This is a genomic window from Sphingomonas sp. HMP9 (assembly GCF_013374115.1).
Taxonomy (GTDB): Bacteria; Pseudomonadota; Alphaproteobacteria; order Sphingomonadales; family Sphingomonadaceae; genus Sphingomonas.
On the sequence record NZ_AP022673.1, the window covers coordinates 2411497 to 2434909 of the forward strand.

Consider the following 23413-nt stretch of genomic DNA (forward strand, 5'->3'; position numbering starts at 1 on the left):
CAGGATGTCGTGAGGTACGCCGTACGCTCTCGTCCGCGGCGGGAACGCCGCGGACGAGGAGTTCAAAAACTCGTCGTCACGCCGAAGGTGAAGATGCGGCCGCTGCGGGTGTAGACGAGCGTCCGGTCGGTCGAGAGATCGGTGAACTGCTCGATCGGCCGGTTGGTGACGTTGATCCCCTCGACAACGAAGCGCAGGTTCTTGACCGGGCTATAGCGGACCTGGAAATCGATATTGTTGGTCGGCCGGATGCCATCCCCGACATTGGCGTTGCCGCCTGCGCCCGTCAGATACCGGCTGCGATAGGCGGTAGAGACACGCGCACCGAACCGTTCGGTTTCGAAGTAGAGTGTCGCGTTGGCCGCCCATTTGGAGAGGTTGTAGAGCGGGATGCTCTTGACGACGCCGTTATAGACCGCGGTCTGGTCGCCATCGATCCAGGTGCCGTTCGCGACGACGCCGAAACCGTCGAACGGCGCGGGCAGGAAGGTGAAGTCGTGCTGGAACGCCGCCTCGATACCCTTGATGCTGGCGCCGTCCCCGTTGATCGGCCGCGTGTAGTTGTACGGTGTCGTACCGTCCTGGCCGGGCAACAGTAGCGAGACCGGGAAGCCGGTTGCACTGTAGGGGACCTGCGACGTCTCCGACGTAATGAAGCTGTTCAGGTCCTTCCAGAAAAACCCGAGCGACGCAAAGCCGTTGCGATCCATGTAATATTCGAGACCGGCCTCCGCCGAGGTGGAGCGGAACGGCTGCAGATTGGGGTTGCCGACGGATACGGACCCGCCGAACGGCGCCACGGTCAGCGTACCCGCCGCCGCGAGTTGGGGAAGCCCGGGGCGGTTGACGTTGCGACTGGCGGAGGCGCGCGCGATCAGCTTCGGCGTGATGTCGAGCGCCACGTTGATCGCGGGCAGCCAATCGTCGTTACTGGTCCCGACCGTGACCGGCTGAAGCGTCGTCACGCCGTTGGTCGCGGTCGCCAGCGAACCGCTGGAGACCAGGTCGGTATGGTAATAGCGGACGCCTGCATTGCCGCGCAGCCGCATCGAACCAATGTCCGTGTCGAGATCGAGCTGCGTAAAGCCTGCCCAGGTCTTTTCCCGAATGCGAAAATCGCTGCCCGCGGTCAGGTTGGCGGCGGTCAGATCCCGGTTGTTGCCAAGCAGCGCGTAGATCCCGGCGATGTCACCGCCGATATAGGGGAGCAGGCTGTCACGGTTGATGACGTACTTCAGCGCGTCGGGTATCGCACGGTCGCTGGTCGCCGCGGTGCCGTAGAAGATGTTGGTGAGATACTGATACCCGCTGTTGGTGAAGCGCTTGTACTCGCCGCCGACCTCCAGCTTCAGGATCGGCGTGAGGTCGTAGACCGCCTGGAGCTGGCCGTTGAGATAGTCGCTCTTGATCATGTTCTCCTGCGTCACCAGCCGCTGGACGTTCCAGTTCGCGGGGTTGGTGAGGTCGAAGCCATAGGTGTTCACCGGGATCGTCGGCTGCATGTCGAAACTGAACGCGGTATTGCGCGCCTGGAGGAAGATCTTGTCGAATGTTGGCTGCACGAAGTTCGACTTCTGGTACCCGCCGAGCGCGGTCAGCTTCAGCCGGTCGCCGACGTCCCAGCTCACATTCGCCACCGCCTGATAAAAGTCGGTCTGGTTCTCGACACGGTGATGCTCGGTGCGCTGATCGATGCCGGTATAGCTTGCGGCGACGAGCGAATTGCCCTGGATCGTCGCGGAACGGATGACCTGCGTACCGCTGACGTTGCCGGTCAGCGCGTTATAGCCGCCTGCCGCGATCGCCCAGTCGTCACGCTTGTCGGCCAGGTGTCCATACAACAGGTCGACGTCGATCTTAAAATGGTCGCCGGGATGATATTGCAGCGCGCTCGTGACGCCGATCCGCTCGCGATCGGTGTACCAGGTCGATGGCGATTGGGCCTGGGGCGCGAAGATCGTTCCGCCGCGCAGCAGCGCCCGCGTCGGTGCATCGATCTCGGGTCCGATATTGTTCGCGCCGTAGGTAACCTTGCCCCAGTTCCAGTTGCGATAGCCATATTCGTTATTGCGAACCTTCGAATAGGCGACCGAGACGAGCGCACCGAAATCGCCCTGGCGCTGCGAGAACAGGCCGACGAGCCGCGGGGTGGCGCCGTTCGTCTGGTCGTTGGTCTGGGCCTTCGCCGACAGCACGATCTTTTGGCCGGCATAGTCGAACGGCTTGGCGGTGAAGAGCTGTACCGTACCGGCGATGCCGCCCTCGTCCTGGTTGGCGGCGTAGCTTTTCTGCACGCTCACGCGGTTGAACAGCTCGGAGGCGAACAGGCTGAAATCGAAGCCGCGACTGCGGCTGACGTTGCCGCGATTGTCCATGCCGGAGGCCGTGTTGCCGAGCACCTCCATGCCGTTGAGCTGCGTCCGGGTAAAATCCGGGCCGAGACCGCGCAGGGCGATCTGGCGTCCTTCGCCTGTGTCGCGGGTGATGGCGACACCGGGGACGCGTTGCAGCGCCTCGGCCAGGTTCATGTCGGGAAACGCGGCGATGTCGGATGCCACGATGTTGTCCTCGGTCCCGACCGCGCGACGCTTCAGGTCCTGCGCGGCCAGCAAACTGCTGCGATAGCCGTTGACGACGATCTCCGGCGTGGCCTCGGGCGTGTCGGACGCGGTCATGATTGTCTGTTTCACCGCGGCTGCAGCGACTGGAACGCGTGCCGACGTTGCTCGGCACCGGCGGTGTCTGGTCCCGGCGCAGGATCGTCACGCCATTGCTTTCGACCGGACGCAGCCCCGTCCCGCGCAGCAGCATGGCGAGCGCAGCCGACAGGGTGAGCCGTCCGCTGACGCCCCCGGTCCGCTGCCCGCGAATGAGTGCGGGCGCGGCGATGACTTGCATGCCGGTGGCGCTCGAATAGGCCGATAGCGCCTGCGCGAGATCGCCCGCGGGAATGGTGAACATCCGTGCGCCCGTCGACTGCGCGTCCGCCGCCGCTGCCGGCATGGCCAGAGCGAGTGCTACCAGGCCCAGTGCCGACGTTCCGTAAAACCGCGTCATCATATTCCCCCGTCTTGGCGCTGTCAGGCGCCACCCGGAGGGAAGACGGCGAGCGCCACCAAATCCGGACAGAGTTTTTGTCAGTGTGCCGTTTCGAGGGTCAGCGTCCCCTGCCGCTCGATCACCGTGAAGCCGAACCCGCTGCCGATGGCATTCAGAAGCTGGTGTGGTTGGTCGGTGCGGAACCGCCCGAACACCGTCGTCGATGCCAGCGGTTCCGCCGGACGTGCGATCCTGACACCCCCTTGGCGGTCGAGAACCTCGACCAGGTCGTCCAGGCGCATGCCCGCCGTATCGATCCAACCCTTGCGCCAGTCCGGCAACACCGGATCGAACAGCGTCGGGGCTGCCGCCGCACCACCGCGTACGGTGCTGCGGTAACCGGCCCGGACCACGACGCCCCGCGCGCGCCCTACCGGATCGAAGCCGACCGCGCCGCGGTAGACAGCCAGTGCAACCTGCGCCCGAGTCAGGTCCAGATCGAACGCCGTGCCGAGGACGCGGGTCTCGCTGGCCCCGGCGCGCACGACAAAGGGACGCGCACTGTCATGCCGCACGTCGAAGAACGCCTGTCCCTCCAGCAATTCGGCACGGCGCTGTCCGTCCGCAAAGACGACCCGAAGCCGCGTCGCACCGTTGAGCGCGACGGTCGAGCCGTCCGCCAGCGTCACGGTCGTGCGTTCCCCCGCCCGGGTCGCAAACATACGCGTTGACACCGGCGGCGCCGTCGGTTTGCCGACAAACGTGTTGGCGCCCACGAACAGCAGGCCGATGGCGACCGGCACGGTTGCAACCGCCCCGATGGCCGATCGCCGTCGACGCCTGAGCGACCGGACCTGCTCGTCGGAAAGTCGACCGCACCGCGTCGCCGCCGTCTGCAACGCGTCTGCGAGCGCGGCTTGGCTCACTGATGCTCCGCTGCTGGCGGCGGTCATGCGCCAGCCTCCATCGTGAAGCCGCGCTTGGCAAGCGCGCTACGCAGGTCCTGAAAAGCACGGACGACGTGCTTCTCCACCGCCGCCATGCTCATGTCGAGACTCCGGGCGATCGTGTCGGTCCTCAGCCCGTCGAGCCGTTTCCGCAGGAATATCTCGCGGCGCAGGGGCGGCATACGCTCGAGCGCCTCCGCCATGATCACGACGGCACGGCGGAAGGCCAACACCCTGTCGGCAGCCGGTTGCTGGCACACGATAGCCTCGTCGAGTTCGACATGCGTGGCGCGCCGCGCGGCACGGTGATGATCGAGCAGCAGGTTGCGCGCGATCGCGAAGCACAGCGCCTTCATGTCGTTGACCCGCGCGGTCGCCTGATAGGCGAACAGCCGCAGATAGGTTTCCTGCACCACATCGTCGCCATCGGCATGGTGATGTAGCCGGCCTTGCACGAAGCGCCGCAACGCGCCCGCCAGTTCGGCATCCGGATATTCCAGCGCCAGCCTATGCTCGGGTAACGAGCCATTGCCGATACCATCGACGAGAAATGCTCTGCTGCTCACCACGCCCCCGTCTGCAGTTCAGGCGCCTCCTATGAGACGATCGTGAAGGCAGGATGACAGCGACCGAAATCGTTCGTCGGCATGCCGCGCCCGCCAATCGTCGATCGATGCCGGGCCCGTGGGGTGCCCTATCCCATCTGGCGTCACGCGGTTCGAGGATTGGACCACGCGATCCAGTCGCTGCGGGTCGGCGCAGGAGCACTGTCACAGGGGACAGCCGACGAGCGTCTGATACGCCCCGTCGTCGCATATCCCGACGCTATCGCAAAGCCGTACACGGCCGAGATGCGCTGCCGGACGCGACGAGCCGTCTCGACCGACGGGCGCTCCTCGATGCGCCGCACCAGTTGCAGCACCATGGGCGAGGTCACCACGGCAACGGACGTTGAGCCGATGTACGGGAAGACATCCTTCTCGCGGCCTGTCAGGACATCGCCCGCATGCAAAGGCACCCAGCTCGAAACCTGCTGGGCGTGCCATTCCCGCGCTACCGCCTCGAACGTCGTTGCATGCTCTATATGACACCCCGCGGCCGTTTGCTGGCGGTCGACGCTCGGATCGGTCCCTGCCTTCAAAAGCCGTGACGCCGCGTCCCGGTGCTCACGTGCCAGCGAGAGGCCGACGTCGGGATAGCTGCCGAGCACGAGCAGCGTTTCCTCGCCAGCGATTCGGTATTTCCAACGCCAGGAGCGGAAGCCGATGGTCGTCACGAACATGTGAAGCCCGCGGGCATCGGAAAGCTTGTAGCTCTTGTCCGCTGCCTTGGCCTAACGACAGCGTAATTCGGTCAGCACTCGATACCCCCAACAAGCGTGCGCTTGGGTGGAAAACTATGGGATCGCGTGAGACTACCGTACGAGAAAAACCAAGGCAAATCGTCAGCTTATGAGACGCACTGGAACACTGTGGGAAGGCAGGGTGGCGGAGCGGGAGGGATTCGAACCCTCGATACGCTTTTGACGTATACTCACTTTCCAGGCGAGCGCCTTCGACCACTCGGCCACCGCTCCGCATTGCTCTGGAAGGGGGCCTGCTAGTGCGGGTTTCGCGTGTGCGCAAGCGATTGCGTGCGCAGACGCGCTCGGGCAGTCTCGGGACATGTTGAATTTCCTCCTCGCCGCCGCGCTCGCGCAAGCCGTTTCAGCCCCACCCACCGCCGCGGCGCTCCCCTCGGATCCGCTGCCGGTCGACTGGGTCGCGGTGCCCGACGACGAACTGCTCGTGTTCACGCTGGCGAACGGGCACAGCTTCACCGTCCGGCTCGCGAGCCGGTACGCGCCGGTCCATGTTGCCAATATCCGCAAGCTTGCCGCTGCCAAGTGGTGGGATCTCGGGACCAGCGTGTACCGGTTGCAGGACAATTATGTCGCGCAATGGGGCGATGCGACCGAGAAGAAGCCGCTGACCGCGGGAGTCGTCGAGACCCCGCCGGCGGAATATTCGCACGCCGGGCCGACGACGGTGGCGAGGCTGGCGCAACGCGACCCCTATGCCGAATGGGCGGGGTATAGTCGCGACGGATGGCCGCTGGCCGGCAACGGCGCGACCGAGTGGCTACCGCATTGCTATGGCATGGTCGGCGTCGCACGCGATCTGGCGCCGAGCACGGGAAGCGGCGCGGAGCTCTATACCGTGATCGGTCATTCGCCGCGTGCGCTGGACCGCAACATCGCGGTCGTCGGCCGCGTGATCGACGGGATCGAGTGGCTGTCGTCGCTGCCGCGCGGGACCGGCGATCTGGGGTTCTACAAGGCTGAGACCGAACGTAGCCCGATCGTCTCGGCACGTCTGGCGAGCGCCCTCCCCGCCGCCGCGCGACCGCGTTTCGAATATCGCCGCGCCGACAATCCGCGGTTCACCGCCTGGATCGCGTCGCGCGAGAACCGGTCGGGGCCGTTCTTCACGGTGCCGGCGGGCGGCGCGGATATCTGTGCCGCGCTGCCCCCTGTGCGCAAGGTACCCTAGCGGATGACGGGCGGCTTGCCGAACAGGCCCGCATTATAGTCGTCGATCGCGCGCACGATCTCCTCGCGCGTAGTCATGACGAAGGGGCCGTGCGACACGACGGGCTCGCCGATCGGGTCGGCATGGCCATAAAGAATCGTGGCGGGCGCTTGCGCGGTAACCGCGATCGTGTCGCCGTCCATCGCGAACGTGGCGAGATGGTGCGGCTTGACCAGCGTGCCGTTGGCGGAGGGTGAGCCGGCGACGACGTAGAAGAAGACCGCGCGACCGGCCGGTGCGGGAAGGTCGACATGGCCCCCCGCCTCGAGCGCGACGGTCATCATCGCAACATCGGTCAGCGACTCGAACGGGCCCTGCGTATCGCCGAACGCGCCCGAAATCAGGTTCACGACGCCCCCTTCGACGGGGATGGCGGGAATGTCCTCGCGCTGGAGGCCGGCATAAGCGGGCTTGGTCATCTTGAGGCGGCCGGGGAGGTTTACCCACAGCTGCAGGATTTCCAGCGGGCCGCCGTCGCGCTTGAACGAGGCTGGCGATATTTCGGCGTGGATCAGGCCCGAGCCCGCCGTCATCCACTGGATGCCGCCCGCGCGGATGACGCTTTCGTGGCCGCCACTGTCGATATGCGCCATTTCGCCCTCAAGGATGAAGCTGACCGTCTCGAACCCACGGTGCGGATGCGGGCCGAAGGGGAGACCCGAGTTACCGGGGCGATAGGTCTGCGGGCCGTGATGGTTGAGGAACAGGAACGGATCGACCTGCGGCAGGCCGGGCCCCGGCAGCGGACGCCGGGTGACGAGATCGGCGATGTCGTCGCGCTGCGCAGGGTATTGGCGGAGGAACTGACGCATCTCAGGACGCCTCGCGGTCGGCAGCGGTGGGGCGGGCAATGTCGGCAAGCAGGTCGTCCACGCCGGCCACGAGGAAATCGAGCGAGCGCTGGTCGGTCAGGCGACCATCGGCGATCTTCTCATGCACCGCGCCGACCACGGCTTGTGGACGCAGGACGGTCCGCGCGCCGATCGAGGCCAGCGTCTCGTTGAGTTGCGCGTGCGCGCGTGCGCCGCCGACTGCGCCTGGCGAAGAGGTGAGCGTGAAGACCGGCTTGCCCGTCAGCGTCGCCTTGCCATGCGGGCGCGAGGCCCAGTCGAGCGCGTTCTTCAGGACGCCGGACATGCCGTGATTATATTCGGGGGAAGCGATGACGATCCCGTCGGCCGCGCCGATCGCCGCGCGCAAGGCTGCCACCGCTTCGGGGGGCGTGTCGGTATCGGCGTCCTGGTCGTAGAGCGGGACGTCGTTGAGGGAGAAGATCGTCATCGCGGCCTTGGCGGCGACCGCCTCGCCGAGCGTGGCAAGGATCGCACCGTTGTAGGAGCCGCGACGCAGGCTGCCGGAGAGTGCGAGAAGGACGGGAAGCATGGGATTTCCTTTAGCGCGGGTCAGAAGGTGAAGGGTGCGATCCTCCCCCGCCAGGGGGAGGTGGCGCCGAAGGCGACGGAAGGGGCGGTAGACGACAACGTTCGTGTCGTGTCCTCCCCCTCCGTCTGGCAAGAGCCAGCCACCTCCCCCTGGCGGGGAAGGATTGGTACGCGCTGCTCTGGCCTCACGCGAAGCGATAGCCGGAGATGGCGGTTTGCAGGACGCGTTCGCTATAGACCTGCGTACCGGGCTGGTCTGACGCGGCGGCGGCGACCATCAGCGGTAGCAGATGCTCCTCGCGGGGGTGTGAGAGGCGGCCGGCGGGGGCTTCGGCCCAACGGCCAAGCGCTGCGGCGCGGGCGGTCGGGTCGGCCTCGACCGCGGCGGTGAGCCATTGGTCGAAAGCTTCGGACGGCGCGCTGAAGCGCGGGTCGCCATAGCCGCGCATATTGTGGAAGCTCATGCCCGAGCCGACGATCAGGACGCCCTCGTCGCGCAAGGGGGCGAGCGCGCGGCCGGCGGCGGCGTGGAGCGCGGGGTCGAGATCGCGATCGACCGACATCTCGACGACCGGGATGTCGGCATCGGGGAACGCGACCTTCATCGGGATGAAGACGCCGTGATCGAGCCCGCGCACGGGGTCGATGGTGGCGGTCAGGCCGGCACCGCGGAGCAGGTCGGCGGCGCGCGCGGCTAGAACGAAGTCGCCGGGCGAATCGTAGCGGATCTCATAGGTATGTCCGGGGAAGCCGCCGTAATCGTAGATCAACGGCGGGGTGGCGGCGCCGGTGAAGGCGAAACCGCGGGTTTCCCAGTGGCCGGAGACGACCAGGATCGCCTTGGGCTTTTCCGGCAGCGAGGCGGCGATCGAGCGGAGATACGCGGCCATGCCGGTCCAGTTGCCCGCGGGGTCGTCCATGAAGAAGCAGGGCCCACCACCGTGCGAGATGAACAGCGTTGGCTGGCGGGTGTTTGTCATAGTCTGGAGGTAAGCGACCCCCGGCGCGATCGGAAGGGCGTGAATGGCAACGCTGCGTTGCCGGTTGGCGTGCGCATCAGGTCCAGTAGAGGATGCGCGCCTGCGGAAGCTTCGCCGCGATCTCGTCCTGGAAAAAGCTGCGGAGCGCGCGCATCGTGTCCGCGTCGTAGACATATTTGACCGAGCCGAACTTGGTGCGCTTTTCGGTGCGGTTGGCCATGCTGAGATCGAGCGACGAACCGGGATACCAGGTTTCGAGCACCGCCTTCGATCCGGGTGTATAGCGGTGCGTGATCAGCTCGATCGTCACATCGGGAATGTCGGCGAGCACCCTGCCCGCCTCCGCCAGCAACGCGCCATACGCCTCGCGCCACCCGTCCGCAGCGATGATCGGCGCGACCGTCAGGCCGATCTTGTAGCCGGCGTCCGCCATTCGGCGCAGTGCCACCAACCGCGCGGCGACGGGACTGGTGCCGCCTTCGAAGCGGGCATAGGCGGCGGGGTTGATCGACGCGCGCATCCGGGTGCGGCCGCGGTGATCGAGATCGAGCAACGGTTCGACCGCGTCGAACTTGGTGGTGAAGCGGAGCTGCACGTCGGCCTCCCAAGCGCCGAAATGCGCGATCAGCGCGGACAGCGATCCGGTGACGTGCTCGATGCCCAGCGGGTCGGTGTAACAGGAGGCCTCGAACGTCGTCCCCTCGTGTGCGCGCGCCGTCGAGCGCGAGGTGACGGTGCCTTGCCCCAGATGTGCCGGGAGTTCGGCAAGGATCTCGGGCAGGTTCGCGTAGACGCGCGTGATCGGCGGCCCCTTCAACGAGCCGGCGAGGTAGCAATAGCCGCAATGTGCCGGGCACCCCTCGGCGAGGTCGATCCGCCAGTCCGCGCTGGGGGCGATCGGCTGAAGCTTGCGTTTGGAAGGCGGTGCGACGACCAGCGCCAGCGTGGCCTTGGCTTCGGCATAGGCGCGGCGCGAGTCGTCGGGGAGATCGAGCTTGAGGCGGTCGCTGGGCAACGTCGTGACGGGTACGCCCAGCGCGGTCGCGCGAGACACGATCCCGGCGCCGTGATCCCAGGTCAGCGCGGATGGGGTCGCCAGCAGGCGGCGGGGTTGCCAGAGTTTGAGGGAGCGCATCGGGAGACAACGCAGGCCACAGCCGATGCGTTGCCGCTATTTGACGGGACGCTTCTCGAGCTTCCGCGCGAGCGTGCGGCGGTGCATGCCGAGACGGCGCGCGGTCTCCGAGATGTTGAAGTCGGTTTCAGCGAGCGTGGTGTGGATCCGCTCCCATTCGAGCGTCTTGATCGAGGTCGGGCGCTCGGACAGTTCGGTATCGACGCTGCCCTCGGTGCGATCGAACGCGGCCTCGATATCGTCGGTGTTCGAGGGTTTGACGAGATAGTGCGACGCGCCGAGCTTGATCGCCTCGACCGCGGTGGCGATGCTCGCAAAGCCGGTGAGGACGACGACGAGAATCTCCGGGTCGTGCGCGTGGAGCGTCTGGACGCAGACGAGGCCCGACGCGCCGCCGAGCTTCAGGTCGACCACCGCGTAACGCGGCGTACGCTCGGCCAGCTGCTCGACGAGTTCCTCATGGCTGGCCGCCTGCATCACCTCGTAGCCGCGGCGTTCGAACGAGCGCCGCAGCGTGCGAGCGAACGTCTCGTCATCCTCGACGATCGCGAGCAGCTTAGACTCCGTCAGGACGTCGGTCATGACAGGGCGATCGCGGAAAGTGGCATGCGGATCGTGACTTCCGCACCGCCGCCTTCGCAGTTCACGACGGACACGCCGCCGCCCAGCTTGCGCATGACGTTGACCGCCAGGAACAGGCCGAGGCCATGCCCGGGTTCGCGCTTGCTCGACTGATAGGGTTTGCCGAAGCTCGCTAGCCGCTCGTCGCTGAACCCTGGGCCGCGGTCGCGGACGATCAGCGCGAGGTCGCCGTCGCTGCGCTCGCCGCGGAACGCGACCCAGTGGGGCGAGGCTTCGGCGGCATTGTCGAGCACGTTGGCGATCACCTGTTTGAGTGCGGGGTCGGACACGACCGGCGGATCGTCGCCGACTCGGGTAGTATAGTCGAACTCGACGCCGGCGTGCACCGCGCGCCACTCGTCGACGATCGCGTCGAGGAACTGGTGGAGCGGCATGATCTCGGGCGCCTCGCCGCGCGCCTCGCCCGCCGACAGCAGGATGCCGGTGACGATCGCCTTGCAGCGCTGCACCTCGGATTGCATCTCGACGATCTCGGCCTGCAGGTCGGCGTCCTGCGCGAGCGTCGGCATGCGGCGCCAGTCGGCCAGGATGACCGCGATCGAGGCGAGCGGCGTGCCGAGCTCGTGCGCGGCGCCCGACGCGAGCAGGCCCATGCGGACGATGTGATCCTCCTCCGCGGCCTGCTGGCGCAGATCGGCGAGCCGCGTATCGCGCGCGCGTAAGTTTCCCGTGATGCGGGTCATGAACAGCATCAGCAGCGTCGCGATCAGCATGAAGCAGAGCAGCGAACCGATCGTGTAGAGGATGAAATACTCGCCGCTGTAGTTGGGCGGCAGGATCAGCGGGTGGTAATAGAGCGTGAGCAGCCCGAAACAGACCGCGGTAACCGCGACGATCGCCCAGCTCGACCAGCGATCGAGCAGGACTGCGCCGAGCACGACGTGGAGCAGATAGAGCGAGATGAACGGATTGGTCGCGCCACCGGCGAGATAGAGCTGCGTCGATAGCAGGCCGACGTCGAACAGCAGCGCTAGCAGCAACTGGATGTTGGCCCCCTTGCGCCAGCCGTACAGCGGCATGCTGGCAAGGTTGAGCCCGACGGCGGCGGCGAGTGCAGCCATCATCGGCACTAGCGGAAGATCGAAGCCGAGCCCGAAGCGCGCGAACAGGATCGTGACGAACTGGCCCGCCACCGCGATCCAGCGCAGCGTCACGAGCTGCCGCATGTTCGCATTGCCGGTCGCGTCGGTGCGCGCGGTGGCGAGCGCAAGCCAGCGCTGCCAGCTTTGTCGTGCAACGCTCGGGCCCATGCCTGCCGATGTCACCTGTCGATCGCCCCTTGTCGCTTGCGGGCATCCTGCCGCACGAACACGATGAAAGCGACGATCGTCATCGCGGCGAGCGCGAACCAGGTCAGCATGTAGACGAGGTGGTTGTTCGGGAAGGCGATGATCGTCAGCCCGCCGATCGGCGCTGCGGTGCCGGCCTTGTCCGCATCGACGAAATAGGGCGCGACGTCGGTCAGCCCGCGGGCGGACGCGATCGCGGCGACGTCGCGCGAATACCAATTGCCGGCGGCAGCATCGTTGTGACGGAGGAAGCCTCCGCCGGGTTCGCTGATACGGAGGTAGCCGGTGATCGTGACCGGGCCGGCGGGTCTGGTGTGGTTGGTCCGCTGTTCCGGTGAAACGTAGCCGCGGTTGACGAGAACGCTGAAGCCATATCGCGTTCGCAACGGGGTCACGACCCAATAACCCGTACCGAGCGCCGTCGCCGCACGGACCAGCGTCTCGCGATTGTGATCGAAGACGCCGTCCAGCTTGATGCGGCGATAGGCCTCGGACTTGTCGATCAGCATCCAGGATGGCGGGCCCGGCGGGGGTATCGGCGCAGCATGAGCGCGCGCCTCGACCTGGGCGATCAGGTTGAGCTTCCAGGTGCGGCGCTCGACCTGCCAGATGCCGAGCGCCATGAACCCAGCGAACAGCAGCAGCGCGACCAGGCCTGCGACATAGACGGCAGGGCCCGGTCGCGTCTGCATCACATGTCCGCCGCGGCCTGCATCGGCATCATGTTCGTGTTCATGTGATACATCACCCAGATCGATCCGCTGAGCGTGATGACGACCAGGATGATCGTGAAGATCAGCGCCATCATCGTCCAGCCACCCTCCGACTTGCCGCTCATGTGCAGGAAGTAGATCATGTGGACGATGATCTGCGCAACCGCGAACACCATCACGACCAGCGCGGCGGTCGACGGGTCCTTAAACGCACCGGTCATCACCGCCCAGAACGGGATCGCGGTCAGGACGACCGAGAGGAAGAACCCCTTGAGATAGCTGCCGCGCGTACCGTGCGAGGCATGATCGCCGTGATCGCCATGGCCGTGATCAGCGTGCGCGTCATGCGTGTTTGCGTGGGGGTCGCTCATCGTAGGGTGCCCATCAGATAGACGAAGGTGAAGACGCCGATCCAGATGACGTCGAGGAAATGCCAGAACATGCTGAGGCACATCAGGCGGCGCTTGTTCGCGGCGATCAGGCCGTGCTTCTGCACCTGCACCATCAGCGTGACGAGCCAGATCAGGCCCATCGTGACGTGCAGCCCGTGCGTGCCGACCAATGTGAAGAACGACGACAGGAACGCGCTGCGGGTTGGGCCTGCGCCCTCATGGATGAGGGTGGCGAACTCGTACATTTCGATCGACAGGAACGCGAGGCCGAACAGCCCCGTGAACACCAGCCACATCTGCATGATGCGCTGCCGACCTTCCTCCATCGACAGCATCGCGAACCCGTAGGTGATCGACGAGAACAGAAGCATCGCGGTGTTCACCGCCACCAGCGGCAGCTCGAAGATCTCCTTCGGGCTGGGACCGCCGGCATAGCTGTTGCCGAGCACGGCATAGGCCGCGAATAGCACCGCAAAGATGAGGCAATCGCTCATCAGATACATCCAGAAGCCCAGCATCGTGCTGCCGCCGTCGGGATGCTCGTGCTCGTCTAGGTCGTAGAACGAGACCTTCTCGGTCTCGTTCAGACCGTCTTTCATGGGTATTGCGGACATCGCGTCAGGCTCCCTGGGTCGCGAGCTGGCGGGTGCGCGCGTCCTCGCTGGCGATCACGTCCTCGACCGGGATGTGATAGTCGCGCTTGTAGTTGAAGGTGTGGAAGATCGTCGTGCCGAAGATGCCGGCGAGTGCCAACCCTGCAAGCCACCAGACGTACCAGATCATCGCGAACCCGAAGGCCACGCTGAGCCCCGCGAGCACGACGCCCGTGCCGGCGCCGCTTGGCATGTGGATCGACTTGAAGCCGGTCACAGGCCGCGCGTGCTTGCGGTCCTTCATGTCGTACCATGCGTCCAGGTCGTGGATGATCGGCGTGAACGCAAAGTTATACTCAGGCGGCGGCGACGATGTCGACCATTCCAGCGTGCGACCGTTCCACGGATCGCCGGTCAGGTCGGCGAGCTTCTCGCGGTTCCGGATGCTGACGAAAATCTGCATCAGGAAGGCACCGATACCGGCGGCGATCAGCGCTGCGCCAAAGGCGGCGATGACGAACCAGATCTGCAGGTTCGGATCGTCGAAATAGCGCATCCGGCGGGTCACGCCCATCAGGCCGAGCACGTAGAGCGGCATGAAGGCGAAGTAGAAGCCCACGACCCAGCACCAGAACGAGATCTTGCCCCAGGTCTGGTCGAGCTTGAAGCCGAACGCCTTGGGGAACCAGTAGTTGATGCCTGCGAACATGCCGAACAGCGTGCCGCCGATGATCACGTTATGGAAATGCGCGACCAGGAACAGCGAGTTGTGCAGCACGAAGTCGGCCGGCGGCACGGCGAGCAGGACGCCGGTCATGCCGCCGATCGTGAAGGTCACCATGAAGGCGATCGTCCACATCATCGGCAGTTCGAACCGGATCCGGCCCTTGTACATCGTGAACAGCCAGTTGAAGATTTTGGCCCCGGTCGGGATCGAGATGATCATCGTGGTGATCCCGAAGAACGAGTTCACGCTCGCGCCCGACCCCATCGTGAAGAAGTGGTGCAGCCAGACGAGATAGGCGAGGATCGTGATGACGAGCGTAGCATAGACCATCGAGCTGTAGCCGAAGAGGCGCTTGCCCGAGAAGGTCGAGGTGACCTCCGAGAAGATGCCGAACGCCGGCAGGACGAGGATGTAGACCTCTGGGTGACCCCAGATCCAGATCAGGTTGACGTACATCATCGGGTTGCCGCCCGATTCGTTCGTGAAGAACGCGGTGCCGATGTAGCGATCGAGCGACAGCATCGCGAGGACCGCGGTCAGCACGGGGAAGGCGGCGACGATCAGGATGTTGGTGCAGAGCGACGTCCAGGTGAAGATCGGCATCTTCATCATGGTCATGCCGGGCGCGCGCATCTTGACGATGGTCGCGACCAGATTGACGCCGGATAGAAGCGTTCCGATGCCCGCGATCTGCAGCGCCCAGATATAATAGTCGACCCCGACATCGGGCGAATAGGAAAGCCCCGAAAGGGGCGGCATCGCCAGCCAGCCGGTCCGCGCGAACTCGCCGATGAACAACGACATCATGACGATCACGGCGCCTGCCGTGGTCATCCAGAAGCTGAAATTGTTGAGGAACGGGAACGACACGTCGCGCGCACCGATCTGGAGCGGGACGACATAGTTCATCAGGCCCGTGACCATCGGCATCGCCACGAAGAAGATCATGATCACGCCGTGCGCGGTGAAGACCTGGTCATAGTGGTGCGCGGTCAAATAGCCTTCGGACCCGTTGAACGCCATCGCCTGCTGCGCGCGCATCATGATCGCGTCGGAGAACCCGCGCAGCAGCATGACGATCGCGAGGATCATGTACATGATCCCGATCTTCTTGTGATCCACGCTGGTGAACCACTGGTTCCACAGATAGCCCCAGACCTTGAAATAGGTCAGCGCGGCAACGAGCCCGAGCCCGCCGATCGCCACCATCGCGAAGGTGGCGACGACGATCGGTTCGTGCAGCGGCAGCGACTCCAGGGTCAGGCGGCCGAAGATTGTCTTCAACAATGTGTCGTTCATGATGTGTCTCTAGCCGTTGGCGACGGGGCGCGTGCCCGGCATGATGGAGGGGGTCAGCATCGTGTGGTTGCGGTTGGCATCGGAGCCGGGCGCGCTGTTGGCGCCGTCCCGTTTTATATCGGCCGGCGCGGTCCAGTGCTTACCGCTACCCTTTTCGTCGGCGTCCTTCATGAGCGCGCCTTCGGGGCGGCCGGCATCCTGCGGGCCCTTGCCGCCGTTGACGCCGGGCATCGCCATGTTGGCGTGCGAGTCGCCGCCGGTTTTGCCGCCATGCATCATCTGCGACATGCAGACCTTGCCAGGCTGGACGCACTGCTCGACGACGAGCTTGAACATGCCCTGCTCGACCGCGTTGTAGTAGCGAACCGGAACCTTCTCGCTCGGCTTCTCCAGTTGGAGATAGCTGGCGCGGTTCAGACCACCGCCACGCTGCTTGACCTGGTTGATCCAAGCCTGGAAGCCGGCGTCGCTGACGCCGTGGAAGCGGAAGCGCATGCCAGAGAAACCTGCGCCGCTATAGTTGGACGAGAAGCCCTCGTAATTGCCGGGCTTGTTGATGACCGCGTTCAGCGTCGTCTGCATGCCGGGCATCGTGTAGATCATGCCGGCGAGCGCAGGAATGTAGAACGCGTTCATCACCGACGACGAGGTCATCTGGAACCGGATCGGACGATCGACCGGCGCAGCCAGTTCGTTGACCGTGGCGATGCCGTATTCGGGATAGATGAAGAGCCATTTCCAGTCGAGCGCGACGACCTGCACCTCGAGCGGCTTGCCGGCGCCATTGGCACCGTTACCGACCTGCTGCTTGTCGACCAGATTGCCGACCGGCACGTTGTTCGCGAGCGTCGGCGTGTCGGGCTTGATCCGGCCGAGCGGACGATACGGATCGAGCAGATGCGTACTGGTCCAGGTCAGCGCGCCGAGCGCGATGATGATCAGCAGCGGCACACCCCAGATCAGTAGCTCCAGACCGACCGAGTGATCCCAGTTGGGCTCGTACTTGGCGGTCTTGTTCGACTGGCGATAGCGGAACGCGAAGAATAGCGTCATCGCGATCACCGGAACGATGATGAGCAACATCAGCCCGGTCGCGATTAGGACGAGATCGCGCTGCTGCACTGCGATATCGCCGGACGGCGACATCACCACCCAGTTGCAGCCGCTGGTGAGCAGCGCCAAGGGTATGGCAGCCAACCATTTTCGGGCCGAGATTTTGGAGCGGGAAAGCTGTGTCACGACGGTCATGCGGTTCCCCTACGCCTGGGTTGCGCCGCACTACAGTGGACAATTTGTCCAATGGGCGCTGCACTGCAACATCGGCATGGCTTTATCATCACGAGGGATAGCATAGATTACCCCTGCCCGCATCCGTCGTAACGGCGTATGATCGGGTTCGCGCCCTGAAGAGCGAGTTGAAGAATGAGTGCAAACACGATCCCCGAGACGAGCTTCGAAGCCGATGCTCGCAGTATCCACAGCGACGGCGAACACGTCACGCCGGGCGTGATCGCGATCGGCGTCGTGATCGGTCGCACCTCTGAATTCTTCGACTTCTTTGTGTTCGCGATCGCGTCGGTACTCGTGTTCCCCACTTTGGTGTTCCCGTATGTCGACCGGTTGCAGGGCACGCTCTATTCGTTCGCGGTGTTCGCGCTGGCGTTCTTCGCCCGTCCGATCGGCACGATCATCTTCATCGCGGTGGATCGCGCGTACGGCCGCAGCGTCAAGCTGACGATCTCGATCTTCCTGCTCGGCACCTCGACCGTGGCGATGGGGTTCATCCCGAGCTATAATTCGGTCGGCAACTGGTCGGTCGCAATCCTCGCGCTGCTGCGAATCGGTCAGGGCATTGCGCTTGGCGGTGCCTGGGACGGCCTTGCCTCGCTTCTCTCGCTGAATTCGCCCGAAAAGCATCGTGGCTGGTACGCGATGCTGCCGCAGCTCGGCGCGCCGTTCGGCCTGCTGGTTGCCAGCGGGCTGTTCGCGTTCTTCGTCGCCGCGCTTCCGACCGAGGATTTCTTTGCCTGGGGCTGGCGCTATCCGTTCTTCGTGGCGTTCGCGATCAACGTCGTCGCGCTGTTCGCCCGTCTCCGCCTGGTCGTCACGCCCGAATTCGAAGAGATGTACGCCAAGCGCGAGCTGGAGCCAGCACCGGTCGTCGAAACCGTGCAGTCGCAGTGGAAGGCGATCTGGCTCGGTTCGTTCGTGCCGCTCGCCAGCTTCGCGCTGTTCCACATGGTGACGGTGTTCCCGCTGTCATGGGTCGTCCTGTTCACGCGCGAGGCGCCCGGCCGTTTCCTGGTCGTTGAGGTCATCGGCGCGGTGATCGGCATTGGCGCAATGCTGGTGTCGGGCCTGCTCGCGGACCGGTTCGGCCGCCGCACGATGCTTGGCACGATCGCGGTGCTGATCGCGCTGTTCGCGATCGCCGCTCCGTCGCTGCTCGATGGTGGCGAGATCGGCGAGCGCCTGTTCATGGGTGTCGGCTTCCTGTTGTTCGGCCTGTCGTTCGGCCAGTCCTCGGGGGCGATCGCCTCGAGCCTGAGCCCGCAGCACCGCTATACGGGCTCGGCGCTGACGACCGATCTGGCGTGGCTGTTCGGCGCTGGCTTCGCCCCGCTGGCGGCACTGTTGCTAACGAGCAAGCTGGGGCTGGCGGCAAGCGGCGCGTACCTGTTCTCGGGCGCTCTGTTCACGCTGATCGCACTGGGGCTGAACAAGCAACTCGCCAAGCGCGACATCGCGCGCTGAACTGAGTCGCGAAACGCACCACCCCGGCGAAGGCCGGGGCCCAGTTGGGGGCCGGTGCTAACTGAGGCCCCCTCGCGTTACGATGGCCATGCCAATTGGGCCCCGGTCTTCGCCGGGGCGGTGGTCGCGAGTAGTTTCCGACCCTCCCATCTGTTCACCTGCGAAAGTGGGAACAGGACCCAGGACCGCTATCGCTTGGTACCCTGGACTCCCGCCTTCCCAGGAGAACGGACTTGGATCACGGAAAATTAGACTTGGCGGCGGTCGAGGGTCCATGACAGTGCCCAGATCGCAAAGCCGCCCAGCGCCAGGGCGGTGCCGACCCAGCCGGTCGACGGCAGGCCGTAGCCACCCGCGATCGCCAGCCCGCCGAGCCACGGCCCGAGCGCGTTGGCGGTATTGAACGCGGAATGGTTGAGCGCGGCTGCCAGGGTCTGCGCCTCTTCCGCGACATCCATCAGCCGGGTCTGGAGGATCGTCGACAGGCCGCCGCCGCACCCGATCAACACAACCACCGGCAACATCGCCCAAAGATGCGGCGTCGCCGGCGCGTAGAGCGCGAGCGCCCCTGCCCCGAACAGCAAAGTAAGCCCGGCCGCCGGCATGAGTGCGACGTCGGCCGCCTTCGCGCAGACCAAAGTGCCGATCGTCAGACCAACACCGAACAGCGCGAACGCCACGGGCGTGAAGCGCAACGACACGCCGGTGACGTCGGTCAGGGTCGAAGCGAGATAGGTATAGACGCAGAAGATCCCGCCGAAACCGATCGCGCCGATCGCCAGCGTAAGCCAGACCTGGCCGTTGCGCAGCGCGGTGAGTTCGACGAGCGGGCTCGCGTCCTTGTCCGGGCGCAGGACCGGCGCGAACCGGACCAGCATCGCCACTGTTGCCGCGGCGATGAGCGCGACGAGCCCGAACCCCCAGCGCCAGCCGAACCATTGGCCGATCCCATTGGCGACCGGCACCCCGGCGATCGTCGCGACGGTCAGCCCGAGCATCATCCGCGATACCGCCTGAGAGCGCCGTTCGCGCGGTACCATCGATGCCGCGACGAGCGATCCGACGCCAAAGTACGCTCCATGCGGCAGGCCACTCAAGAACCGCGCCAGCAGCATAAGGTGATAGGTCGGCGCGAGCGCTGACACGCCATTGGCGATCCCGAGGAACGTCATCAGCCCGATCAGCAGCACGCGCCGCTCGATCTTGGCGGACAGCACCGCAATGGTCGGCGCGCCGACGACCACACCCAGCGCATAGGCGCTGATGACGTGCCCGGCGGTCGGCTCGTCGATCCCGAGCCCGCGCGCGAATTGCGGCAACAGGCTCATCGCGGCGAACTCGGTCGTACCGATCGCAAAGCCGCCGACGGCGAGCGCCAGCAGCGCCAGGCGCGTATCGACAGGTTTCATGGGGTATCGCTTTCGTGAGACTCGGCGCGGCTAGGAAATGCTGCGCCGCAGCATCCTGCCTCTATCAGCCCGGGCGACGCATCTTGAACAAGGAATCCTCCGTGATCGCAAAGTAATCCGCAGGTCCGCCGCCGCGCAGGATCGGTTGCGCGCGCGCGGTCTGGTAGACGCCGTCCTCCAGCATCGCCGAGTCGATGTGGATCGCGACCGCCTCACCGAGCACCAGCCACTGGTCGAGCGCCCGGCCTTCCTTGGTTTCCAGGCGGATCAGCTGGGTGAGCTTGCACTCGAACTGTGCGCGCGACGCGGCGACGCGGGGCGGCTTGACCTTGGTGGAGGCGGCCATCTCCAGCTTGGCGAGCGCGAACTCGTCGACGTCGGCGGCGACGTTCGCGGCGGTCGTGTTCATCGCCTCGCCGAGGTCGCGCGACACCAGGTTCCAGACGAATTCGCCGGTCGCCTCGATATTGGCGACGCTGTCCTTCCAGCCCATCGACGAGAAGCCGATCAGCGGCGGGGAATAGTTGAACAGGTTGAAGAACGAATAGGGCGCGAGGTTCGCCACGCCGTATGTGGACACCGTGCTGACCCAGCCGATCGGTCGCGGCGCAACGATGGCGTTCAGGGGATCGTGCGGCAGGCCATGGCCGTTCGCGGGCTCGTAAGAATGCCATTCGGTCATGTACTGAATCCTGCTATGTCACGGTTCGACTGCCTATAGCGAAGGTCGAGCATGAACGATCCCACTGCCCCCATTGTCGTCAAGCGCCACCGGCTGGCGACGCGTGTCTGGCACTGGGTGACGGTGGTGACGATGTTCATCATGATCGGCAGCGGCATCGGTATCCTGAAGGCGCATCCACGGCTCTATTGGGGCGCGTACGGCGCGAATTTCGATACCGCATGGACGACGCTCGACCAATGGCCGAGCTGGCTGGTGTCGTTGCTCAACCTGCTGACGATCCCGGCAAGCTACAATCTTGCGATCTCGCGGCGCTGGCATCTGTTGTTTGCGCTGGTGCTGAGCTTCGCGCTGCTCTGGTTCATGATCGTGAGCCTGGTCAACAAGCATTTCCAGCGCGACCTGCGCGTGCGTGCCGCCGAGCTTTCGCCGCGCGAGGTCGGGCATGACGTGAAGGAACATCTTGCCTTCCGCTTCCACGATCCCAGGCGGCCGGGCGCGTACAACATTCTCCAGAAGCTGTCCTATGTGGCGACGATCTTCGTGCTGATCCCGGTGATGATCCTGACCGGGCTGACGATGTCGCCGGGGATGGATGCGGCATGGCCGTGGCTGCTCGAGATATTCGGCGGGCGGCAATCGGCGCGCTCGATCCACTTCATCGCCGCGACCGGGCTGGTGCTGTTTATCATAGCGCATCTTGCTCTCGTGATCCTTGCAGGGACATGGAACGAGGTGCGGTCGATGATCACCGGGCGCTGGCACGTGCCCGCCCACGCGCCGGAGGACGTCGCATGAGCACGCTGATTACCCGCCGCTCATTGGTCGTAGGCGCGACGATCGGCGTAGGCGCGCTGCTGACCGGATGCGACAAGATCGCCGCGAACCCCGAGGCGCGGAAGATCCTGTTCCTGGGCGAGGACATGAACCGCGGGCTGCAACGCGCGCTGACCAACCGCAACGCGCTGGTGCCCGAGTTCAGCCCGGCGCAGATGTCGCCGATCTTCCGGTCGAACGGCACGCGCGATCCGGGGACCGCGGACTACACCGCGATGGTCGCCAACAATTTCGTGGACTATCGTCTGAAGGTCGGCGGGCTGGTCGATCGGCCGCTGTCGGTCAGTCTGCCGCAGCTGCGCCAGATGCCGTCGCGCGCGCAAATCACGCGGCACGATTGCGTCGAGGGGTGGAGCGCGATCGCCAAATGGCAGGGGCCGAAGCTCGGCGCGCTGCTCAAGGCCGCGCAGATCCGCGACTCCGCGCGCTACATCGTGTTCACCTGCGCCGACCTGTACCGCGGCGCGAACTATTACGAGTCGATCGACTTGGTCGATGCCTTTCACCCGCAGACGATCCTCGCTTGGGCGCTCAACGACCAGGTGCTCGACGTCGCGCACGGTGCGCCCGTTAGGCTCCGCGTCGAGCGGCAATTGGGCTATAAACACGCCAAATACGTCACGGCGATCGACGCGGTCGCCAGCCTGGCCGGCATCGGCAAGGGCAAGGGCGGCTATTGGGAAGATAACGTCGATTATGACTGGTACGCGGGAATCTGATGCTGCCCGAGGGGTAGCGCAATTCCGTACCAGTCATTAGCTATCGCGGCATGGCACTTTTCGATCGTTTCCTGGCCCGGCAGGTGAAAACCGGCGAACTCACGCTCATCCACGCGGACGGCACGACCAAGCATTTCGGCAAGCCCGATGCCGCCTATAATCCGGTCACGATCCGGCTGACCCAGCCCGGCGTCGCGGGCGCGATCGTCCGCCACCCGGCGCTTGGCGCGGCGGAGGCGTTCATGGACGGGCGGCTAGTGATCGAGCGCGGAGACATTCGCGATCTCGTCAACCTGCTCAAGGGCAACAGCCCGTGGGAGCGTGGCGGCGGCCTCAATCCCTCGCTGCCGATCAAGCTGCTCGACAAGGTCGTCCACCGTGTCGATCGCGTGAACATGGCGCGCCGATCGAAGAAGAACGTGGCGCACCACTATGATCTGTCGGACCGGCTGTACGACCTGTTCCTCGACGCGGACCGGCAATATTCCTGCGCGTACTTCACCGATCCGGGCAACAGCCTGGAGCAGGCGCAGAATGACAAGAAGGCGCATATCGCCGCCAAGCTCGCCATCCAGCCGGGCATGCGCGTGCTCGATATCGGCTGCGGCTGGGGCGGCATGGCGCTGTACCTGCACGCGAAGACCGGTGCCGAGGTTCTAGGCGTGACGCTCTCCGAAGAGCAGTTGAAGGTCGCCCGCCGTCGTGCAGAAGAAGCCGGCGTCGCCGACAAGGTGAAGTTCGAGCTGATCGACTATCGTGCGCTGACAGGGACGTTCGACCGGATCGTCTCGGTCGGCATGTTCGAGCATGTCGGCCCGGCGCACTACAAGGCGTTCTTCCGCAAGTGTCGCGACCTGCTGACCGAGGACGGCGTGATGCTGCTCCACACGATCGGCCGGATGGGTGGGCCGGGCGTGACCGACACCTTTACGACCAAGTATATCTTCCCGGGCGGGTACAACCCCGCGCTGTCGGAGATCGTGAAGGGATATGAGGGGCTGCGGATGTTCCCGACCGATATCGAGGTGCTCCGCGTGCATTACGCGCTGACGATCGACCTTTGGTACGACCGGACGGTGGCCGCGAAGGACGCGATCGTCGCGCTGTACGACGAGCGATTCTACCGGATGTGGACCTTCTACCTGGCGGGCGCCGCGGCGGCGTTCCGGACCGGGGGGATGGTCAATTACCAGATCCAGCTGTCGAAGAGCCGGATGACCCTGCCGCTGACGCGCGACTACATGATCGAGGGCGAGCGGGCATTGCGCGAGGGGTAACGCGCGGCATGACGGGGGAATTTCGAG

At 65.2% G+C, this 23413-nt stretch carries 22 protein-coding genes, 1 tRNA gene and 1 pseudogene; 5 read left to right on the forward strand and 19 right to left on the reverse strand.

The features are described 5' to 3' along the window. Positions 1-62: 62 nt before the first annotated feature. The 6 genes and pseudogenes from HMP09_RS10665 to HMP09_RS10685 all read right to left on the reverse strand — a co-directional run bounded on the left by HMP09_RS10665 (position 63) and on the right by HMP09_RS10685 (position 5562). Positions 63-2675, reverse strand: coding sequence for a TonB-dependent receptor (locus HMP09_RS10665; protein WP_176500349.1), 2613 nt, complete (start codon positions 2673-2675; stop codon positions 63-65). 133 nt (positions 2676-2808) lie between these two features. After that, a pseudogene (locus HMP09_RS18585) lies at positions 2809-3060 on the reverse strand (hypothetical protein); the annotation flags it as partial. Positions 3061-3137: 77 nt separating this feature from the next. Continuing rightward, complete coding sequence (locus HMP09_RS10670; protein ID WP_176500350.1) at positions 3138-3992, reverse strand: FecR family protein; 855 nt, start codon at positions 3990-3992, stop codon at positions 3138-3140. Further along, complete coding sequence (locus tag HMP09_RS10675; protein ID WP_176500351.1) at positions 3989-4552, reverse strand: RNA polymerase sigma factor; 564 nt, start codon at positions 4550-4552, stop codon at positions 3989-3991. The genes HMP09_RS10670 and HMP09_RS10675 overlap by 4 nt, the downstream gene beginning before the upstream one ends. Positions 4553-4695: 143 nt before the next feature. Beyond that, complete coding sequence (locus HMP09_RS10680) at positions 4696-5268, reverse strand: tyrosine-type recombinase/integrase (protein ID WP_232090182.1); 573 nt, start codon at positions 5266-5268, stop codon at positions 4696-4698. Positions 5269-5471: 203 nt separating this feature from the next. Then, positions 5472-5562, reverse strand: a tRNA-Ser gene (locus HMP09_RS10685). 88 nt (positions 5563-5650) lie between these two features. On the opposite strand from HMP09_RS10685, the gene HMP09_RS10690 reads away from it, so the two are divergent. Beyond that, complete coding sequence (locus tag HMP09_RS10690; protein ID WP_176500352.1) at positions 5651-6517, forward strand: peptidylprolyl isomerase; 867 nt, start codon at positions 5651-5653, stop codon at positions 6515-6517. Here the strand turns inward: HMP09_RS10690 and HMP09_RS10695 are convergent. From HMP09_RS10695 to HMP09_RS10745, 11 genes are all read right to left on the reverse strand, one after another. After that, entirely contained in the window at positions 6514-7368 is an 855-nt protein-coding gene (locus tag HMP09_RS10695) for a pirin family protein (RefSeq protein WP_176500353.1), read from the reverse strand. The two genes, HMP09_RS10690 and HMP09_RS10695, sit on opposite strands and share 4 nt — an antisense overlap. A gap of 1 nt (position 7369) precedes the next feature. After that, a complete protein-coding gene (locus HMP09_RS10700; protein ID WP_176500354.1) occupies positions 7370-7939 on the reverse strand; it encodes an NADPH-dependent FMN reductase in 570 nt (189 codons plus the stop codon). Between the two features lie 184 nt (positions 7940-8123). After that, entirely contained in the window at positions 8124-8918 is a 795-nt protein-coding gene (locus HMP09_RS10705; protein ID WP_176500355.1) for a DODA-type extradiol aromatic ring-opening family dioxygenase, read from the reverse strand. Between the two features lie 76 nt (positions 8919-8994). Beyond that, positions 8995-10053: a spore photoproduct lyase family protein gene (locus HMP09_RS10710; RefSeq protein WP_176500356.1), complete on the reverse strand. Its 1059-nt coding sequence runs from the start codon at positions 10051-10053 to the stop codon at positions 8995-8997. Positions 10054-10089: 36 nt separating this feature from the next. Next, on the reverse strand, positions 10090-10635 hold the full coding sequence (locus HMP09_RS10715; protein WP_443026414.1) for a response regulator transcription factor: 546 nt from the start codon (positions 10633-10635) through the stop codon (positions 10090-10092). Next, positions 10632-11861, reverse strand: a complete 1230-nt coding sequence (locus HMP09_RS10720) for an ATP-binding protein (RefSeq protein ID WP_197942497.1) — start codon at positions 11859-11861, stop codon at positions 10632-10634. Before HMP09_RS10720 ends, HMP09_RS10715 begins: the two co-directional genes overlap by 4 nt. A 95-nt stretch (positions 11862-11956) precedes the next feature. Next, a complete protein-coding gene (locus tag HMP09_RS10725) occupies positions 11957-12676 on the reverse strand; it encodes an SURF1 family protein (RefSeq protein ID WP_176500357.1) in 720 nt (239 codons plus the stop codon). Then, positions 12676-13068, reverse strand: a complete 393-nt coding sequence (cyoD, locus tag HMP09_RS10730) for a cytochrome o ubiquinol oxidase subunit IV (RefSeq protein ID WP_176500358.1) — start codon at positions 13066-13068, stop codon at positions 12676-12678. The genes HMP09_RS10725 and cyoD overlap by 1 nt, the downstream gene beginning before the upstream one ends. Continuing rightward, positions 13065-13703, reverse strand: coding sequence for a cytochrome o ubiquinol oxidase subunit III (gene cyoC / locus HMP09_RS10735; protein WP_232090183.1), 639 nt, complete (start codon positions 13701-13703; stop codon positions 13065-13067). The genes cyoD and cyoC overlap by 4 nt, the downstream gene beginning before the upstream one ends. Before the next feature lie 4 nt (positions 13704-13707). Then, complete coding sequence (cyoB, locus tag HMP09_RS10740; RefSeq protein ID WP_176500359.1) at positions 13708-15708, reverse strand: cytochrome o ubiquinol oxidase subunit I; 2001 nt, start codon at positions 15706-15708, stop codon at positions 13708-13710. A gap of 9 nt (positions 15709-15717) precedes the next feature. Further along, positions 15718-16956: a ubiquinol oxidase subunit II gene (locus HMP09_RS10745; RefSeq protein WP_443026415.1), complete on the reverse strand. Its 1239-nt coding sequence runs from the start codon at positions 16954-16956 to the stop codon at positions 15718-15720. A gap of 174 nt (positions 16957-17130) precedes the next feature. Here HMP09_RS10745 and HMP09_RS10750 point away from each other — a divergent pair, with 174 nt between their 5' ends. Continuing rightward, complete coding sequence (locus tag HMP09_RS10750) at positions 17131-18462, forward strand: MFS transporter (protein WP_176500360.1); 1332 nt, start codon at positions 17131-17133, stop codon at positions 18460-18462. 248 nt (positions 18463-18710) lie between these two features. On the opposite strand, the gene HMP09_RS10755 is transcribed toward HMP09_RS10750, so the two are convergent. Both HMP09_RS10755 and HMP09_RS10760 read right to left on the reverse strand, forming a co-directional pair. Continuing rightward, positions 18711-19871 (reverse strand): MFS transporter, encoded by a 1161-nt coding sequence (locus HMP09_RS10755; protein WP_176500361.1) that lies wholly within the window; start codon positions 19869-19871, stop codon positions 18711-18713. 64 nt (positions 19872-19935) lie between these two features. Further along, positions 19936-20553: a flavin reductase family protein gene (locus tag HMP09_RS10760; protein WP_176500362.1), complete on the reverse strand. Its 618-nt coding sequence runs from the start codon at positions 20551-20553 to the stop codon at positions 19936-19938. 51 nt (positions 20554-20604) lie between these two features. Here HMP09_RS10760 and HMP09_RS10765 point away from each other — a divergent pair, with 51 nt between their 5' ends. From HMP09_RS10765 to HMP09_RS10775, 3 genes are read left to right on the forward strand one after another with little or no spacing between them, the layout of a single operon-like run. Then, positions 20605-21351: a cytochrome b/b6 domain-containing protein gene (locus tag HMP09_RS10765; RefSeq protein ID WP_176500363.1), complete on the forward strand. Its 747-nt coding sequence runs from the start codon at positions 20605-20607 to the stop codon at positions 21349-21351. Further along, entirely contained in the window at positions 21348-22109 is a 762-nt protein-coding gene (locus tag HMP09_RS10770) for a molybdopterin-dependent oxidoreductase (protein ID WP_176500364.1), read from the forward strand. The genes HMP09_RS10765 and HMP09_RS10770 overlap by 4 nt, the downstream gene beginning before the upstream one ends. Before the next feature lie 50 nt (positions 22110-22159). Further along, positions 22160-23386 (forward strand): SAM-dependent methyltransferase, encoded by a 1227-nt coding sequence (locus HMP09_RS10775; protein WP_176500365.1) that lies wholly within the window; start codon positions 22160-22162, stop codon positions 23384-23386. Positions 23387-23413 lie beyond the last annotated feature (27 nt).